The 16,516-nt window shown below is 62.5% G+C and carries 12 protein-coding genes; 1 reads left to right on the top strand and 11 read right to left on the bottom strand.

Going from position 1 to position 16,516, the window contains the following annotated elements; all coding sequences use genetic code 11:
* Positions 1 to 6: 6 nt before the first annotated feature.
* The 8 genes from JFT44_RS11230 to JFT44_RS11195 all read right to left on the bottom strand — a co-directional run bounded on the left by JFT44_RS11230 (position 7) and on the right by JFT44_RS11195 (position 12,373).
* Positions 7 to 2,931, bottom strand: a complete 2,925-nt coding sequence (locus JFT44_RS11230; RefSeq protein WP_198830718.1) for an autotransporter serine protease — start codon at positions 2,929 to 2,931, stop codon at positions 7 to 9.
* A gap of 66 nt (positions 2,932 to 2,997) precedes the next feature.
* Positions 2,998 to 4,335, bottom strand: coding sequence for a TolC family outer membrane protein (locus tag JFT44_RS11225; protein WP_057959670.1), 1,338 nt, complete (start codon positions 4,333 to 4,335; stop codon positions 2,998 to 3,000).
* 2 nt (positions 4,336 to 4,337) lie between these two features.
* On the bottom strand, positions 4,338 to 5,660 hold the full coding sequence (locus tag JFT44_RS11220; protein ID WP_057959671.1) for an HlyD family type I secretion periplasmic adaptor subunit: 1,323 nt from the start codon (positions 5,658 to 5,660) through the stop codon (positions 4,338 to 4,340).
* Positions 5,657 to 7,408: a type I secretion system permease/ATPase gene (locus JFT44_RS11215; RefSeq protein ID WP_057959672.1), complete on the bottom strand. Its 1,752-nt coding sequence runs from the start codon at positions 7,406 to 7,408 to the stop codon at positions 5,657 to 5,659. The genes JFT44_RS11220 and JFT44_RS11215 overlap by 4 nt, the downstream gene beginning before the upstream one ends.
* A gap of 177 nt (positions 7,409 to 7,585) precedes the next feature.
* Positions 7,586 to 7,954 carry an AprI/Inh family metalloprotease inhibitor gene (locus tag JFT44_RS11210; RefSeq protein WP_081044256.1) on the bottom strand — a complete coding sequence of 123 codons (369 nt, stop codon included), beginning with the start codon at positions 7,952 to 7,954 and terminating at the stop codon, positions 7,586 to 7,588.
* 72 nt (positions 7,955 to 8,026) lie between these two features.
* Entirely contained in the window at positions 8,027 to 9,475 is a 1,449-nt protein-coding gene (locus JFT44_RS11205) for a serralysin family metalloprotease (protein ID WP_057438454.1), read from the bottom strand.
* Positions 9,476 to 9,901: 426 nt separating this feature from the next.
* A complete protein-coding gene (locus tag JFT44_RS11200; RefSeq protein WP_057959674.1) occupies positions 9,902 to 10,999 on the bottom strand; it encodes a P1 family peptidase in 1,098 nt (365 codons plus the stop codon).
* A 9-nt stretch (positions 11,000 to 11,008) separates the two neighbouring features.
* Positions 11,009 to 12,373 (bottom strand): APC family permease, encoded by a 1,365-nt coding sequence (locus tag JFT44_RS11195; protein WP_198830647.1) that lies wholly within the window; start codon positions 12,371 to 12,373, stop codon positions 11,009 to 11,011.
* Between the two features lie 212 nt (positions 12,374 to 12,585).
* On the opposite strand from JFT44_RS11195, the gene JFT44_RS11190 reads away from it, so the two are divergent.
* Positions 12,586 to 13,380: a helix-turn-helix transcriptional regulator gene (locus JFT44_RS11190; protein WP_057438452.1), complete on the top strand. Its 795-nt coding sequence runs from the start codon at positions 12,586 to 12,588 to the stop codon at positions 13,378 to 13,380.
* A gap of 200 nt (positions 13,381 to 13,580) precedes the next feature.
* On the opposite strand, the gene JFT44_RS11185 is transcribed toward JFT44_RS11190, so the two are convergent.
* From JFT44_RS11185 to JFT44_RS11175, 3 genes are read right to left on the bottom strand one after another with little or no spacing between them, the layout of a single operon-like run.
* Positions 13,581 to 14,660, bottom strand: coding sequence for a polyamine ABC transporter substrate-binding protein (locus JFT44_RS11185; protein WP_186625748.1), 1,080 nt, complete (start codon positions 14,658 to 14,660; stop codon positions 13,581 to 13,583).
* 60 nt (positions 14,661 to 14,720) lie between these two features.
* Complete coding sequence (locus JFT44_RS11180) at positions 14,721 to 15,062, bottom strand: cupin domain-containing protein (RefSeq protein ID WP_057438450.1); 342 nt, start codon at positions 15,060 to 15,062, stop codon at positions 14,721 to 14,723.
* Between the two features lie 27 nt (positions 15,063 to 15,089).
* Positions 15,090 to 16,496: an FAD-binding oxidoreductase gene (locus JFT44_RS11175; protein WP_169990194.1), complete on the bottom strand. Its 1,407-nt coding sequence runs from the start codon at positions 16,494 to 16,496 to the stop codon at positions 15,090 to 15,092.
* Positions 16,497 to 16,516 lie beyond the last annotated feature (20 nt).

The raw sequence follows: 16,516 nt of genomic DNA, 5'->3' as shown, positions 1-16,516 counted from the left end.
GCCGCTTCAGAACTGCCAGTCGAGGCTCAGGCCCACGCCCTGGTTGTTCTCCTTCGCACCCAATTGGCCGCTGTAATCGAGGTTGACCCGCGTGGTCTCGCTCAATGCCAGGCTGGCCTTCAAGCCCACCAGCGCGGCGTTGCGCTGCAACGCCGCGCTTTGCACGGCAAACGATGGGCCTCCGGCAACAAAGGCCAGGTGCTCCTCGGATTCAACCGGTGTCAGGCTGTGCTGCCAGCCGAGCGAGCCGGAGAGTTCCAGTTGCTGGCGGTCATTCAGCGGCACTGTTTTAAGGGCGCGCAGGCCCAGGGTGCTCAGGGTCGCGTCGCGGCGATCACTGCCGCGCTGCAGGGCGGCGGCATCGCCTTTTTCATGGAAGCTTTCGCTGTCCAGGTGCACATAGGCCAGGTTGGCAAACGGTTCCAGGGCCAGCGCTTGCAGGTTCAAGCGGTAGGCCGCCTCGGTGAACACCTGCAGGCTGCGTGCATCCAGCTTGGCCTTTTGCTTGGCGCTGACGTCGCTGTATTGCAGGTCGCGCTGCACATCGCCGCGATGCCAGCTGTAGGCGCCGCCCACACTCACGCGCCAGTTGCCCAGCTCACGCCCGGCATAGGTGCCCAGGTGGTAGCTGTCGACATCGGCCGACGAGTGCGTGCCATCGCCCATGTTCAGCGAGCTGTCGCTGTAGCCCGCCATCACGCCGACGCGGGTCTGTTCGTCCCACTGGCCATCGACCCCCAGCAGCATTCCGCCGATAGAGCGGGTGTACCCCGCGTATTCGCTGCTGCTGTCGGCCTTGCCCCAGGCGCCGAGGGCCTTGATCCAGAGGTTGCTTTCGCCGGTCGCCGGCACATGGCGCAGGCGCTCACCGACGGCCTCGCGCACATGGCGGCTGTCGTTGATCAGCATCGCGCCCACCGCCGGGTAGATTTCGCCAGACAACTGCTGGAAGGCCTGGCGCGCGACCACTGCGGAGTCGGCACTCAGCACGCTTTCATACACCGGGTTGCCGGCCCCCAACTGCTCGGCAGCGGAAGCCACGGCAAGCTGGTTGCGGGTCGCCGCGACGCTGGCAAAGCTTGCGTCATTGCGCGCGATAGCCAGTTGCACGCCGTTAGTGCCGTAATCGAGGTTGCCGCCCAGAAACAGATAGTTGGGCAATACCGCAGCAAAACTGCCGGTCACTCCGCCCGCCGCCTGCAAGATGTTGTACTGGCGGCCGATCAGGCTTTGCGCCTGGGGCTGGCTGAGCAGGGTCGGGCTGTTTTCCAGGGCCAGGGTCACGGTGCCGCCGTTGAGGGTAGCCTTGCCGCCCGCGACGATACGATCGCTGCTGGCGTCCGACAGCTCCACCGCATAGGTGGAACCGGCCTCGAAGCGCACATCCCCGGCCACGTTCAAAGTGCCGATGGAATTGCCCGGCGCAATCACACTGCCGCTGTTGGCCTGCAATGCGCCGATGCGCCCGGAACCGCCCAGGGTCGCGCCAGGGTTGACCGTGACCGCCGAGGTCAACGAACCATCGACCTTCAAAACACCGCCATTGACCGTGGTCGGGCCGCGATAGGTGCTGTCGCCACTGAGCAGCAGGCTACCGGCGCCGGACTTGATCAGGCTGCCTTGGTAAATGCGCTGGGCCGCCGCCGCATCCCGGGCCATGCCCACCGCGTAGTCGGTCTGCTCCTGCTGGCTGGCGCCGGCGCCAGGACCATTTTCCCAGCCCTTGTCCTGCACGGTCTGTTGCCATGCCAGGTGTTCGGCGCTGTCTTCCGCCTGGCGCTGCAGCAGCGCCTTGTCGGAAATGCCATTGCTCCACACATCGCCCTGCCCGGCCGCCAGATTGACGTCCATGGCGCCCAGTAACTGCCCCGGTCCATGCATCGCCCGGCCAAGGTCCGGCACGCCCCAGCCGACCGTGGCGTTCGGCGCGTCGGTCACCGAACCGTCCAGTTGCGTGGCCGTCGTCAGCAACACCTGCAAGGCCTGTTCGTTGTTCAAGTACGGGTAGCGCTCCATCACCAGCGCCAAGGCGCCTGTGGCATGGGGCGCCGACATCGAGGTGCCGGACTTGACCGCATAACCGCCGCCCGGGATGGTGCTGTCGATCTTCGCGCCGGGGGTGGAGATGCACCAGTACTTGGCGATGCCGCACTGGTTGTACTTCTGGTTATTGGCCTGGTCCAGGCCCGACACCGCCAGCCAGTGGCCTTCCAGTGCCGGCTCAAAGTACGGCAAGGCCGAGCGCACGCTGGCATTGGCATAACCGCTGTTGCCAGCGCTGAACACATTGATCACCCCGGCGCGCGCCACATCGGCGGCGGCGTCCAGCCAGGTGCCCTGGTTGAAGTGTTGCGCGTAGGCGGCGTGCAGATCACCCAGGGTCTGGTAGCTGACATCCTTGGGCTGGCTGCCCCAGCTGTTATTGATCACGCGTACCCCGGAATCGACCATGGAGTTGTACACCGCCTTGAAGTACTTGGGGTCGGGCGTCGGGCCAAACAGGAAGCTGTCGTTGGCGTTGGTATTGCCCACATAGATCTGCGCGTTGTAGGCCACGCCATGCATACCGTTGCCGTCCCGCGCAGCCGCCATGGTGCCGGTGACGTGGGTGCCATGGGAGTCGTTGTTGGGGTTCAGCGCGCCGGTGGTGGAAAACGGGCTGCCATCCACGTAAGTGCCGCTGGCGGTCACCGGGTGAAAACGCTGCGGGGAGGCTTCCGGGTGGCTGGCATCAAAACCCGAGTCCAGCGCGCCGATCTTCACCCCGGCACCGCTGATCCCGGCGGCATAGGCTTGATCAGCCTGCATGCGGCCCAGGCCCCAGTCCCTTTGATATTCCGCCGAGCGCCAACTGGCGGGGTCGCCCAGCTTGCCGGCCTCTACATAGGGCGCGGCCTGGGCAGTGCCCAGGCTGGCCAGCCCACACAGCATGACGCAGTGATAGCCTCGTTGTTTCGCGTTCACGGTGACCGTCCTCACTTTTATTGTGTTTTTTATTCAGCGCGGGCCTGGGCCAAAGGCTTCGTCGACCTTGGCCAGGTCGGTGTCGCGCAGGTTGCCCGCGTAGTAATGCAATTTGGTCCAGGCCATCAGGTAGTCGTAACGGGCCTGGGCCAGGTCGCGACGGGTGCTGTACAGCTGCTGCTCGGCGTTGAGGGCATCGAGGTTGACGCGCTCGCCGCCAAGGATGCTTTGCTTGGTCGACACCACCAGCGCTTCAGCCGAGGCCAGGGCCTTTTGATAGGCGCGCAGCTTGCTGACCCCCGACAGGCAGGCGCTGAACTGGCGCCGTAGCTCGATCAGGGTTTCGCGGGTCTTGCCCTCCAGTTCGTACTCGGCCTGCTCCATGGAGCGACTGGCCTGGCGGGTGGACGCCGAGACGCCGCCCCCGGCATACAACGGCACGCTGACTTCAATGCCGATGGTGTTGGTGTCGTAGCGCTGGTTGTAGGTGTTGCCACTGTCGGACTCCTGCTGGCGCGAACTGGCATACGCGGTGATGCGTGGCAGGTGCCCGGCGCGGTTGCGTTCCACCTCATAGCGCGCCACTTCCACGGCCTGGCGCTGGGAGGCCAGGGTCGGGTTGTTGGTCAATGCCAGTTCGTGCCAGCTGTCGTAGTTGGCAGGGGCCAGGGTCAAGGCGGCGAAGTCCTGGTTCAGTGGCGCCAGGTCGGCAATGTCGACACTCTGTACGCCAAGCAAAGCCCCCAGTTCGCGCAGTGACGCGTCCTGCTCGTCGAGCGCCTGGATCTCTTCGGCCGTCGCCAGTTCATAACGGGACTCGGCCTCCAGAATGTCGGTGCGGGTGCCCTCGCCTTGCTGGAACAGGTGCTGGTTCTGCTGGAACTGTTGCTCGTAGGCCTTCTTTTTGGCCCGGGCGATGTCGATCTGGTCCTGGGCGAACAGGGCCTGGGTGTAATAGGTCAGCACCCGCACCAACAGCGCCTGGCTCTTGTCGCGAAAGCTCTCATCGGCAAACAGCGCCTGGGCCACGCCCTTGCGGTAATTGGCATAGGCTTCGTAGTCGAACAGCGGCTGTTGCAGGGTGAAGGTCGAACCGAAACTGTTGTAGTTGCGGTCGTCGTGATAGTGGCCGCCACGGCCATCGGGCAGGTTGGCCTGGGAGTTGTTGCGGCCCTTGTTGTAGTTGTACGACAGCCGGGGCAACAGGCCGGCGCGGCCGATGGTGCGGTTTTCCAGGCCGGCGTCACGCTCCTTGATTGCGCCGAGGAAGGCTGGATCGTTACGCAGGGCCTGTTCATACACATCGAACGGGCCCATGGCTGCCTGGGCGCCGGTGCAGGCGAGAAACAAGGCGATGAACACAGGCTTCATGCTCATTCCTCGGTCAACGCAGAGCCGGCACGGTCGAGCAGCGGCTTGAACAGGTAGTTGAGCAGCGAGCGCTCGCCGGTGCGCACGAACATCTCGGCGGGCATGCCCGGCTTGATCACCAGGCCCTGGAGTTTTTCCAGGGCGTCATCGCTGACCGTGGTGCGCAGCACGTAATACGGCACACCGGTTTTTTCGTCGAGCAACTGGTCGGCGGAGATCAGGCTCACCTCCCCCGGCACCCGGGGCGTGCGGCTCTGGTTGAAGGCGGTGAACAGGATATCCACCGGCAGATCGGTGCCGACCTTGTCCACCAGGTTCACCGGCAGGCGCCCTTCGACTTCCAGGCGCGTGCCCTGGGGCACGATTTCCAGCAGGGTTTCCCCGGCCCGCACCACCGCACCGATGGTGTGCACCCCGAGGTTGACCGCAATGCCATCGGCCGGCGCGTTGATTTCACTGTGTTGCAGGTCAAAGCCGGCGGAGGTCAGTTGCTGCTCCAGGGTCAGGCTGCGCAGTTGCGCGTCGGCCAACTGGCTGCGGACTTCCTTCTGGTACTCCTCGCTGTGCTGTTGCAACTTGAGGCGCGATTCGAGGATGCCCTGCTCCAGGCGCCCGCTTTCGCCGCTGTTCTGCGCCAGGTCCTGTTGCACCTGGGACAGTTGGCGCTGGTACTCCAGCAGGCGGTTGCGCGGGATATAGCCGTTGTCTGCCAAAGGTTGCAGGTTGGCCAGTTGATCACGCAGGGATTGCGCCTGGGCGCTCAGGTCGGTGCGGGCGCGGCGCATGCCGTTGAGTTGGGCGCTGGCGCCTTCGATACTGGCGCGGATCCCGGACTGCTCGCGGGCAAAGGCATCGCGCCGGCTGCTGAACAGTTGGCGCTGGCCTTCAAGTACCAGGGCCAGCGCAGGATCGGGGTTGGCACCCAGTTCAGCGGGAAAGGTCACGGCAGGCAAGCTGTCGCGCTCGCTCTGCCAGCGGGCGACGCTGGCCCAGGCCATGCGGTACTGGGCTTGCAGGGAATGCACATCGGCCTGGCTTTGGGTCTGGTCGAGGCGAAACAACGGCTGGCCCTGTTTGACCGCCTCGCCTTCGCGCACCAGGATCCGGCTGACCACGCCGGGGCTCAGGGTTTGCACGGCCTTGCGCTTGCCGGACACCACCACCGTACCCTGCACCGGGATCCCCTGGTCCAGCGGCGCAAGGCTGGCCCAGAGGAAGAATCCCCCGGCGCCAACCACCGTCATCAGCCAGCCCAGGCGGGAGAAAAAGCGCGCATCGCGCTCGGGAAAGGTCTGCTCGAGTGGCAGGCTGTTATCGGTACTCATTGGCCTGGATTCCTTGCCGCAGGATATTGACGGTTCAAGCTGACGCCGGCCTTTTCACGGGGGGGCTCCGTGTGGCCGGACAGTGCCCGCAGCACCTCCTGGCTGGGGCCAAAGGCTTGCAGGCGGCCTTCATTGAGCACCAGCAATTTGTCGGCCTGGGCCAGGGCCGAGGAGCGATGGGTCACCAGGATCACGCTGCTGCCCTGGGCTTTCATCTGCATGATGGCGCTGGCCAGGGCGGCTTCGCCTACGGTGTCGAGGTTGGAGTTGGGTTCGTCGAGCACGATCAGGCGCGGCCCGCCATACAGCGCGCGGGCCAGGGCCACCCGCTGTTTCTGCCCGCCGGACAAGCCGCTGCCGTCGTCGCCCAACACCGTGTCGTAGCCCTGGGGCAAGCGCAGGATCAGGTCATGCACCCCGGCTTGCTGGGCGGCCTGCACCACCCGTTCGGGGTCAGCCTGGCGAAAACGTGCAATGTTGTCGGCGATGCTGCCGCTGAACAGTTCGATGTCCTGGGGCAAGTAGCCGATATGGGGGCCGAGGTCGTCGCGGTCCCAGCGATGGATATCGGCGCCGTCCAGGCGCACCGTGCCGGCCAGGGTTGGCCACACCCCCACCAGTACCCGCGCCAGGGTCGACTTGCCGGAGCCGGAGGCGCCCAACACCCCCAGCACTTCACCGGCCGCCAGCTTGAAGCTGACCTGATGCAAGGTCGCCGCCCGCCGCCCCGGCGGCCCGGCGCTGACCTGCTCGAAACTCACCTGGCCCTGGGGCGCCGGCAACGCCATGGCCTGCGCCCCAGGCGGGAACTCCTGCAACAGCTCATCGAGGCGTTGATAGGCCAGCTTGGCCGAACTCCATTGCTTCCACACGGCGATCAACTGGTCAATCGGGCTCAGCACCCGGCCCATCAGAATGGTGCCGGCAATCATCATCCCGGCCGTCATCTGACCCTTGATCACCAGCAAGGCGCCCAAGCCCAGCACAAGGGATTGCAGGAGCAGGCGCAGGGATTTGCTCAAGGAACTGATCACCGAACCGGTGTCGCTGGCCCGGTTTTGCAGGCCGAGGAATTGTGAATGCACCTGGAACCAGCGACTGCGCAGCGCCCCCAGCATGCCCATGGCCTGGATGGTCTCGGCGTTGTGCAAGTGGCTGGTGGCCAGTTGGGTGGACTGCTGGGAGTAGCCGCTGGCTTCGCGCAACGGCTTTTTGGTCAGGTATTCGTTAAGGCACGCCAGGCCGATCAACAGCACCGCACCCGCCGTGGCCAGCACGCCCAGCCACACGTTGAACAGGAAGATCACCAGCAAGTAGATCGGGAACCACGGCGCATCGAAGAACGCAAACAACGCCGGCCCCGTGAGGAACTGGCGGATATGGGTCAAATCCCCGAGCGATTGCCCGGCGTGCCCCTCACCCCGTTGCAGGTTGCGTTCGAAGGCGGCCTTGTACACCTGCAGGTTGAACCGCCGCTCCAACTGGCTGCCGATACGGATCACGATAAAGCTGCGGACGATTTCCAGGGTGCCGATAAAAGCAAAGAAGCCCACCACCATCAGGGTCAACATCACCAGGGTGGTTTCATTCTGCGAGGACAGTACCCGGTCATACACTTGCAGCATGTAAATGGACGGCACCAGCATCAGCAGATTGATCAGCGCGGTAAAGCAACCGACGCTGATCAGGATACTTTTATAATCGCCGAGGGCTTTAAACAGTGGTGCAGTGGGAGTGGTCTTCGCCATGTTGCCTGATCTTCCCTGGACTGAAATACGCGCAATAGTCTGCCGAGCACCCCAAACAATGGGGCGGGCAACTATTTCAATAGTGTTTAATGCGTTGGAAGTGACAGGTCGATAAAGGTCACGACCAACAAATGTCTCTATACCCGGCAGTTATAAGCATATAACCGCAATACTTAATTAGTGTGTGCGTCGCAGTAACAGCTCTACTCCAGAAGCAGAACGCGCGGTGTATTCGCCTTCTTTCTGTCGATTCAAATGGGTAATACCGGTGCCCTCGGTATTCATCAGCCAAATGCCATCCGGGGTGGGCAGCCAGGTCAGGGGTTTTTGCCCCAGCCACTGTTGCGCGCACTCAATATCACCGGCCAGGCTGTTGGGTTCGGCGATCAGATCCAGCTCGCACACCTGCTCCTGCTGGCGCAGTTGCCAGTGCCCCGCCAATTGCGTGGTGCTGGGTAAAACAAGACTGCTTGCCATTGCGTTGGCTCCTGCCGACACGAGCAATGCCAGGATCAACCAGGCGATTGCGTTGCGAAAATTAGTCATCACCATTACCCGTTTACGGGGCTGTTGCAAGGGAAGAGCAGCGCCGGGGCGCCACCCTTCGTTACGCCTTGATCAAGCCACGATGTCGCTATACATCGCCTGGCCTACGGTGGTGACGAGGAAATCCGCCACGCCGTGCCCGGAGAAGTCCACCGCCAAGGTGCCCAGGTTGGTACCCGAGGCATAAGTCAGCACGGCATCACCGATAGCGCCGGTAAAGGCGTTGACGAAATGCAGGCCGCTGCCGTTGGTGATGCCGGTCAGGTCGATCTTGTCCGAACCCGAGGTGAAATCAAGAATCTGATCCGCCGCACCCGGCTTGGAGTCAGAGCTGGCACCGAACACAAAGGTGTCCGAACCCGCGCCGCCCCACAGTTTGTCGGCACCGCCACCGCCGTAGATCAGGTCATTGCCGGCGCCACCCTTGAGGGTGTTGGCCACGGCGTTGCCGATCAGCAGGTCGTTGCCCGAGCCACCAAAGGCGTTTTCCACGGTCACGCCCTGGGCGATCGACACGTTACCCACCAGGCCACCCACATCGGAGAACGAAGTCGCGTTGAGGTTGATTTTCTGGTTCTGGGTAAAGCCGGAGAAGTCCAGGGTGTCGTTGCCGCCACCGTCCCATACCGAGAACACCAGCTTGTCGGCGTTGGACGTGGCGCTGAGGTGATCGCGCCCGGTGTTGGAGTTGAAACCGTAGGTGGTGTCACCGGCACGGGTGTTGTAGTTGGCACCGTAGAGCTTCTGGATCGCCGCAATATCGTCGATCAGCGGGCCGGACGCATAGGCCTCGACCCCGCCTTTGGTGAAGTTCTGGTTGGTGTTGTTTTCGCCCCAGTAGCTCATGACGCTGTAGCCACGGGTGTCCTGGCCGTAGTCCGCGTCTTTGTAAGACGGGTTGCCGGTCCCGGCGTTGTAGTCGCCAGGGTGATCCAGGCCCAGGGTATGGCCGATCTCGTGGGTCAGGGTCTGACGCCCGTAGTTGTTCAGGCCAGGGTTGATGTTGGCGGTGTAGCTGTTGTTGATCAGGTACCACGAGGTGCCATCCGTGCCACTCGTGTGGTACTTCTCATTGGTGCCAGGCAGGTAGGCAAACGCTGCGGCGCCGTCCTGGCCTGCGCTGTAGTTGCCGAAGGTCATGTGGAAGTCGCCGCCCGAGGCTTTCTCGGTGAAGGTGACATTGGCCACATCGGCCCAGGATTGCATGGCCAGTACGGCTTGGCCTTTTTGCAGGTTGCTGAACTGGCTGAACCCGGAGATACCATGCTTGTTCATGGTCGCCGAGGAAGCCGAGGTCAGGAAGGTGTAGGTCAAGTCGATCCTGCCGTTACCGTCAACGTCCCGGTATGCCGCGTTTTCGCGCAGCAAATGGTCGGCTGCCTGGTCGACAGAGAACGAGGGTTTGCCATTAACCGTGAGATTGCCGCCACGGTCATACAAATGGCTAAAGCTATCGACTTGTGAATAGGCACTACTTGCTTGAGCTGCCGAGACAATAGCTTTGTCTTTTACTTTCGACATAAACGTACTTCCTTGTTTGCAAGTGGAACAGTTTTTGTCCGATAGCGACGTTCTCGGGCGAGATCGTCCTATCACTCGCCTCTTATGAAGGCGAAAGGAAACTGACACAATTCGAAATCACACGTCCAGTATTTTTTTTGTTGGAAAAGTGCGTGGACGGAATAACGACTGCAAACATTGGGAATTAAGTGTTTATATTCTTTGTTTTGGGCGGAATGGCGGCAAGCGGGCTATTTAAATATTAAATAGTGCTAAATAGTTAAATGCCAGACACGTCACACTTTAGTGATAAGTGGATCCAATATATTGAGTGGGGTGCACTTTTAAAGTGCCACCGTGTCATTGGTAAATATTAAATAGCCACTGTTTAAATATCGACAGCTTGCGGCCGCTATCACCGGCAAGCCGGCGATAGCGAGGTCAAGACTAGCCACGCCACCCCGTTTGGCGCAGGGCCTCCAGCAGCGTCTGCCCCTCCAGCCCCGGTACCAGCACGCCATCGGCGGTGGTCATGTCCTCCCCGGCGAGGATCGCGTTGATGATCGCCTCTTCCACCGCCTCGGCCGCGGCGCTGAACAAGGGCGAAATATGATCGTTATTGACCATGCTCAGCGTTGTGCTCAGGGGCAGGTCCTTGCGCCCGTAATCCGCCGGCGGCAGGTCGTGGTTGCCGGTGGCAAACGCGAGGAACAGATCACCACTGGAGTCCTCGGTGCCACCGCCGGTGCGGGCAATGCCGATAGAGGCGCGTTGCGCCAGGCGCTGGCACTGGTGCGGCAGCAGCGGCGCATCGGTGGCGATAATCACCACGATGGAGCCCATGCCCGGCGTACCACGCTCGGCAAATGGCGAGGCGATTTCCATCAGGTGCCGCCCCACCGGGTAGCCATCCACCCGCAGCTCCTGACGCTTGCCGTGGTTGGCCTGCACCAGCACGCCGACAGTCCAGCCGCCCTGCTCCGCCGCCAGCTTGCGCGAGGCGCTGCCGATGCCGCCCTTGAATTCATGGCAGATCATCCCGGTGCCACCGCCCACGGCACCCTCCTGTACCGGGCCGGTTTCCGCGTTGGCCATGGCCTGCAGCACATGCTCGGGGCCGATATGCTGGCCCCAGATATCGTTGAGCAGGCCGTCGTAGGTTTCCATCACCACCGGCATGCACCAGTACACCGCCGGGTCCGCCAGGCTGTCGCGCTCCAGGGCAATCAGGGTGTCGCGCACAATGCCGATACTGTGGGTGTTGGTGATCGCCAGGGGCGTGGTCAGCAGCCCCGCTTCGCCGATCCACTCAAGGCCGGTGGCGTCGCCGTTGCCGTTGAGCACGTGGTACCCGGCAAAACACGGCTGCAGCCGGGCTGCACCAGCCCGCGGCTGGATCAGTGTGACCCCGGTGCGCACCTGTTTGCCGTCGATCTGCTCCTTGAGCGTGCTGTGGCCGACCCGAATCCCGGGGACGTCGGTAATCGCATTCAATTCGCCGGGCGTACCCAGCCCCAACGTGATGCCCAATTGACGTGCGCGCATAACCACTCCTTACAGTTTCTGAAACGCCGGACTCGACCGGCCGCTGATGCAGTACAGGATCACCGACAAGGCCAGCAGGCCGATGATAATCATGATGTCGCGCATGGACGCCGCGCTAAACAAGGTAAATAACAGATAACCCGCGCCCGCCACGGCCAGCAGTGCCGGCACCGGCCACAGGGGCATGCGGTACGGGTGCTCGCGGTCGCGCAACAGCACGCGGCTCATCAGCGCGCTCAGGGCGACGATCAGGTACACCAGCATGATCAACAACACGCTGAAGGACGTCAGGTCTGCCAGGTTGGAGCTGAAGCTGAGCAGTGCCGATGGGATCGCCAGGAACAGCGTGGCCAGCCATGGCGAATCCCAGCGCGGGTGGATGCGGGTGAAGAGTTTATTGATGGTCGGCGTCCACAGCGCATCGCGGCCGCTGCTGAACACCACCCGGCCGATCTGGATCACGATGGCAACGATGGCGTTGAACACCGAGAGGAAGATCCCGGCGCTGACCAGGCGTGACAGGGTTTTATTACCATGGCTGGTCAGCAGGTAGCCGATGGGGTCCGGGCTGCTGATCATCTCGCTCAGGGAGGGCGCGCCGATCAACAGCGCGGTGATTGGCACCAACTCGATCACCACCACCAGGCCCAGGGACCACAGCACCGCCTTGTGCACGCCCTTGCCGCCGCACTTCATGTCTTCGGCCAGCAGCACCGCCGGGCCGTAGCCGTTGAACGAGAACAGGCCGATGCCCACCGCGCCGATCACCAGGGCCCAGGGCGCCAGGTGCAGCACGCCGTTTTCGACGATCTGCGGTTGGAACAGCACACTGGCCGGCTGCACCGGGTTGCCAAAGCCGATAAACACAATCACCAGCAACGCCGCCACTTCCAACAGCAGGCAAGTACCGGTGATCCAGGCGTTGAGCTTGATATTGAGAATGCCCAGGGCGTAACTGCACACCACAATCACCAGGGCCACGGTTTGTGAATCGAACTTCGTGCCCAGGGCGTTATTGAGGTAGGTCGCGGCGCCGGTGGCCAGGACCGGCGGGATAAACAGCAGCATCACCAGTACCGTGAGGAACGTCGCGTATCCGGCCATGCCGCCAAACACGCGCTTGGCGTACACGTATTCGCCACCGGCACTGTTATGGGCACGCCCCAGTTCCGCGTAGCAAAAGGCAAACATCAGCGCCAGTAGCCCAGCCATCACAAATGCCAGGAACACCCCGCTGCCCGCTTGCTGGATCGCGAACGGTGCAATAACAAATACGGAACTGGCCGGAGTTACCGCCGAAACGGTAATGGCCACCACATCGAACACACTCAAGGTAGGTTTCAGCACGCCATCGGGTGCGGGGGTTGCGCTCATGTCGTTATCCTCGTGGTTATTCTTTTTATTGGAAAGCTGGTTGAGGCAGGAACGAAAAGGGAATGCGTGTGCGGGATATGTTTCCCGCTGAATGCCAGGGAATCTAGGCGCTGCGCCGGCACCCGCCAATTCCCCTATTGGAGTACTCCCCTTGACGGGCTCGTGCAAAAGCCGAACCCTTGGCCGATCTTTCAGCCATCGGAACCCATCACATGAGCCTGTTCAGGGAAATCGGCATGCATGCGGGGCTGGGTCGGACGGTGTCGCAAATTGGCACCGAGCGTTTCTGGAAGCAACTGGTGTTGCTGCTGCACCAGAACCTGGCGTTCGATAACGCCCTGGCAATCTTCTACCCGCTGGATGGCCCGCCCCAGGCGCTGGAGGAGTACGACGCGCAGCCCACCAGCAAACCGGCGTCGATGCTGGTGTACCTCAATGGTTTGTACTTGCTCGACCCGTTCTTTCAGGCCTGCCGTGAAGGCTATGCCAGCGGCGTGTATCGCCTGGAAGAGGTGGCGCCGGACCATTTCCGCCAGAGCGAGTACTTCCTCAATTACTTTCACGACAATGTGCTGGAGGATGAGGTGCAGTTCATCCTGCAACTGCCGGGGGTGGGCACCTTGTCGTTGTCCCTGGGGATGCAGCGGGTATTTACCGCGCCTGAAACCGGGCTGCTGACCCTGCTGGCGGCGTGGGTGCTGCCATTGATGCAGCAGCACTGGCAGCAGAGCACCCGGCGCGCACCGGCTGGCGAGGCCATGGCCAGCCAGATTCGCGATGCGTTGAGCCATTTTGGCAGTGGGGTGTTGTCCGAGCGCGAACTGGAAATCGCCCGCCTGGTATTGCGCGGGTTCTCATCCAAGGCCATGGCCGAACGCCTGAGCATCTCGCCGGACACGGTCAAGGTGCATCGCCGGCACCTGTACGCCAAGCTGGATATCTCGTCGCAGCCGGAGTTGTTTTCGTTGTTTATCCAGTCGTTGGGGCATGACCTGGATAACCCATAGGGCAGGCAAGTGGGAGTTGCGGATCAAATAAGGATGTGTCGACTGGCCTACCGCTATCGCAGGCCAGCCAGCTCCCACATTTGACTTGTGGTGTGGACACAATTCTCTGCTCGCCGAGTTCCCCCTGTGGGAGCGGGCGGTGTGTCAGTCACATTTATCTAACCTGACACTCCAGCCCCCTCCAGGCTAAGCGTGCTGCCTTAGCGCCCGGTACGGATAGTGTTCCATATCCGCGTGCGAACACGGTCGATCTTCATCGGCATGGCTTCGAGGGCGAAGAGCTTGCCCATCATTTCCTCGCTCGGGTACACCTTGGTGTCGCTCTTGATCAACGGGTCTACCAGGCTGTCGGCGGCGCTGTTGCCGTTGGCGTAGTGCACGAAGTTGGTGATGTCGGCCATCACGTCCGGGCGCAGCAGGTAGTTCATAAAGGCATAGCCGGCCTTCTCATCCGGGGCATCGGCGGGCATGGCGACCATGTCGAACCAGATCGCGGCGCCTTCCTTGGGGATGTTGTAGCCGATCTTCACGCCATTCTTGGCTTCCTTGGCGCGGCTTTCGGCCTGCAGCACGTCACCCGAAAAACCCACTGCCACGCAGATGTCGCCATTGGCCAGGTCGCCGGTGTATTTCGAGGAGTGGAAGTAGGCAATGTACGGCCGCACTTTGATCAACAGCGCCTCGGCCTTTTTATAGTCTTCGGGGTTCTTGCTGTGGTGCGGCAAGCCCAGGTAATTCAGGGCAATGGGCAGCAGTTCCGGGCCGTTGTCGAGGATCGCCACCCCGCATTTACTGAGTTTTTCCATGTATTCGGGCTTGAAGATCAAGTCCCAGGAGTTGACCGGCGCGTCGTCGCCCAGCACTGCCTTGACCTTGTCGATGTTGTAGCCGATGCCGGTGCTGCCCCACAGGTACGGGAAGCCGTGTTCATTGCCCGGGTCGTTGGTTTGCAGGGCCTTGAGCAGCACCGGGTTGAGGTTTTTCCAGTTCGGCAACTGGCTCTTGTCGAGCTTTTTCAGGGCCCCGCCCTGGATCTGCCGGGCCATGAAGTGGTTGGACGGGAACACCACGTCGTAGCCCGAGTTACCGGTCATCAACTTGCCGTCCAGGGTCTCGTTGCTGTCGTACACGTCGTAGCTGAAACCGATCCCGGTTTCCTTCTGGAAGTTCTTGGTGGTGTCCGGCGCGATGTAGCTCGACCAGTTGTAGATTTTCACCGTCTCGGCGGCCTGGGTCAGGGACGCCACCAACATCAAGGGCAACAGGGCAATGGGTCTCATGGTTCGATTTCCTGGCGGTTATAGGGCTGTTTTTATGGCAGGCGATCAAGGATCAAAAGATTAGAGGATCAACACATAGGTCTTGCGCACGGTCTCCTGGATATCCCAGATGCCCGTGCTGTTGGCCGGCAACATCAGTGCATCGCCGGCTTCGATATGCAGGGTTTCGCCGTCATCGGGGGTGAAGGTGCAGCGGCCCTGGATAAAGTGGCAGAACTCCTGGGCCACGATCTGGCGCCGCCAGCGGCCGGGGGTGCATTCCCAGATACCGGTTTCGACGCCGTCGTTGCGCTCTACGCTGAGGGTGGAGGCCACGGCAACCGGAGTGCCCAGGGGCACGGCGACCGGGTTTGAGTCCGGCAAGTGGCGGTTAAGGGTGTCTTTGAATTGGGTAATGCTCATGGTCATACCTGTGGTGATTGAAGCGACTTAGTGCATGAAACCTTCCATGAAACCGGCAATCCCACTGGCCAGCTTGCGCCGCCAGGGCGCGGTGTTCGGGTCGGCCAGGGTCTGGTCCTCATGGACAAAACTGCGAATGATGGCGTTGTAGCCCAACCAGCGGCACGGCTCCGGCTCCCAGCCCCGGAGGGCACTCAGGCCGCCGTCGCGCAACACCCATGGCTGCTGGACCAGCGGCGTGTCGCGCCCCAGGATCAGGTCGGCCAGGGTCCGGCCACCCAGGTTGCTGGCGCCCACGCCCTCCCCGCCATACCCGCCGGACAAGGCGATGCCGCGCTGTTGGTCGCACAGCATGTGCGGCCGGAAACGCCGCGACATGCCGAGGTTGCCGCCCCAGGAGTGGGTGACCCGCACATGCTTGAGTTGCGGGAACAGCTCGCAGAACAGGTAGCGACGCAGTTCCACTTCGCTGTCGGTGAGGTCGAAGTTGTGGCGCAGCTTGCCGGCAAACTGATAGCCACCGCGCGCCCCGAACACCAGGCGGTTATCGGCGGTGCGCTGGCCGTAGGTGACCTGGCGGCTGCTTTCACCGAAGGCCTGGCCTTGATTCAGGCCGATTTCCTCCCAGGTACTGGCCGGCAGGGGTTCGGTGGCGACGATCAGGCTCTGCACCGGCAGTTGATAGCGGCCCAGGGGCTTGAGCGTCGGCGCATAGCCCTCCACCGCCGGCACCACCCACGAGGCGCGGACCTGGGCCTGCTCGGTGCGCAGGCTGCCGGACTGCCAGTGGGTGACCGGGCTGTTCTCGTAGATCGCCACGCCCATGGCCTCGACCACCCGCGCCAACCCGCGCACCAGCTTGGCCGGGTGGATCGTCGCGACGTGGGGGGTGTAGACCGCACCATAGGCCGAGGCGATGCGGATCTGCCCGGCCAATTGTTCGGGGCTGAGCCAGCGATAGTCGTCGTCGGTCAGGCCCTGGCCATGCAGCTTGGCCAGGTATTCGCGCAGGCTGGCTTCCTGCTCGGGGTAACGGGCGGCGCAGTGCAACGCCCCGCCTTTGCGGTAGTCGCAGTCGATACCTTCGCGCTGCAACACCTGCCCGACTTCATCGGGGATGCCGTGCAGCAGGTCAAACGAGGCCCGGCGCTGCTCGGCGGGCAGCCCTGCCAGCAAGCGATCTTCGCCCAGCAGATTGCCCATCAGCCAGCCACCGTTGCGCCCGGAAGCGCCAAAACCGGCGGTCTGCGCCTCGATGATCACCACCTTGAGCTGCGGCGCGTGGCGCTTGAGGTAATAGGCGGTCCACAACCCGGTGTAGCCGGCGCCAATAATGGCCACATCGACATCCAGGTCCTGCCCGAGGGACGCACGCGCCTCCAGCGGCTCTTGCAGCTGGTCCATCCATAAACTGATCTTGCGCCATGCCGGCATGCCGAACTCCACCACCAAAC

It is taken from the genome of Pseudomonas sp. MF5691, from assembly GCF_016405645.1.
GTDB classification, from domain to species: domain Bacteria; phylum Pseudomonadota; class Gammaproteobacteria; order Pseudomonadales; family Pseudomonadaceae; genus Aquipseudomonas; species Aquipseudomonas shahriarae.
Note: the sequence above shows the minus strand (reverse complement) of the source record. Positions and strands in the feature narration are given on the sequence as shown.

Coding starts and splice junctions, on each gene's coding strand:
- JFT44_RS11205 (WP_057438454.1), bottom strand. CDS start 9,475: ATGTCGAAAGTAAAAGACAAAGCTATTGTCTCGGCAGCTCAAGCAAGT.
- JFT44_RS11185 (WP_186625748.1), bottom strand. CDS start 14,660: ATGAGACCCATTGCCCTGTTGCCCTTGATGTTGGTGGCGTCCCTGACC.
- JFT44_RS11215 (WP_057959672.1), bottom strand. CDS start 7,408: ATGGCGAAGACCACTCCCACTGCACCACTGTTTAAAGCCCTCGGCGAT.
- JFT44_RS11175 (WP_169990194.1), bottom strand. CDS start 16,496: ATGCCGGCATGGCGCAAGATCAGTTTATGGATGGACCAGCTGCAAGAG.
- JFT44_RS11195 (WP_198830647.1), bottom strand. CDS start 12,373: ATGAGCGCAACCCCCGCACCCGATGGCGTGCTGAAACCTACCTTGAGT.
- JFT44_RS11180 (WP_057438450.1), bottom strand. CDS start 15,062: ATGAGCATTACCCAATTCAAAGACACCCTTAACCGCCACTTGCCGGAC.
- JFT44_RS11190 (WP_057438452.1), top strand. CDS start 12,586: ATGAGCCTGTTCAGGGAAATCGGCATGCATGCGGGGCTGGGTCGGACG.
- JFT44_RS11230 (WP_198830718.1), bottom strand. CDS start 2,931: ATGCTGTGTGGGCTGGCCAGCCTGGGCACTGCCCAGGCCGCGCCCTAT.
- JFT44_RS11220 (WP_057959671.1), bottom strand. CDS start 5,660: ATGAGTACCGATAACAGCCTGCCACTCGAGCAGACCTTTCCCGAGCGC.
- JFT44_RS11200 (WP_057959674.1), bottom strand. CDS start 10,999: ATGCGCGCACGTCAATTGGGCATCACGTTGGGGCTGGGTACGCCCGGC.
- JFT44_RS11225 (WP_057959670.1), bottom strand. CDS start 4,335: ATGAAGCCTGTGTTCATCGCCTTGTTTCTCGCCTGCACCGGCGCCCAG.
- JFT44_RS11210 (WP_081044256.1), bottom strand. CDS start 7,954: ATGACTAATTTTCGCAACGCAATCGCCTGGTTGATCCTGGCATTGCTC.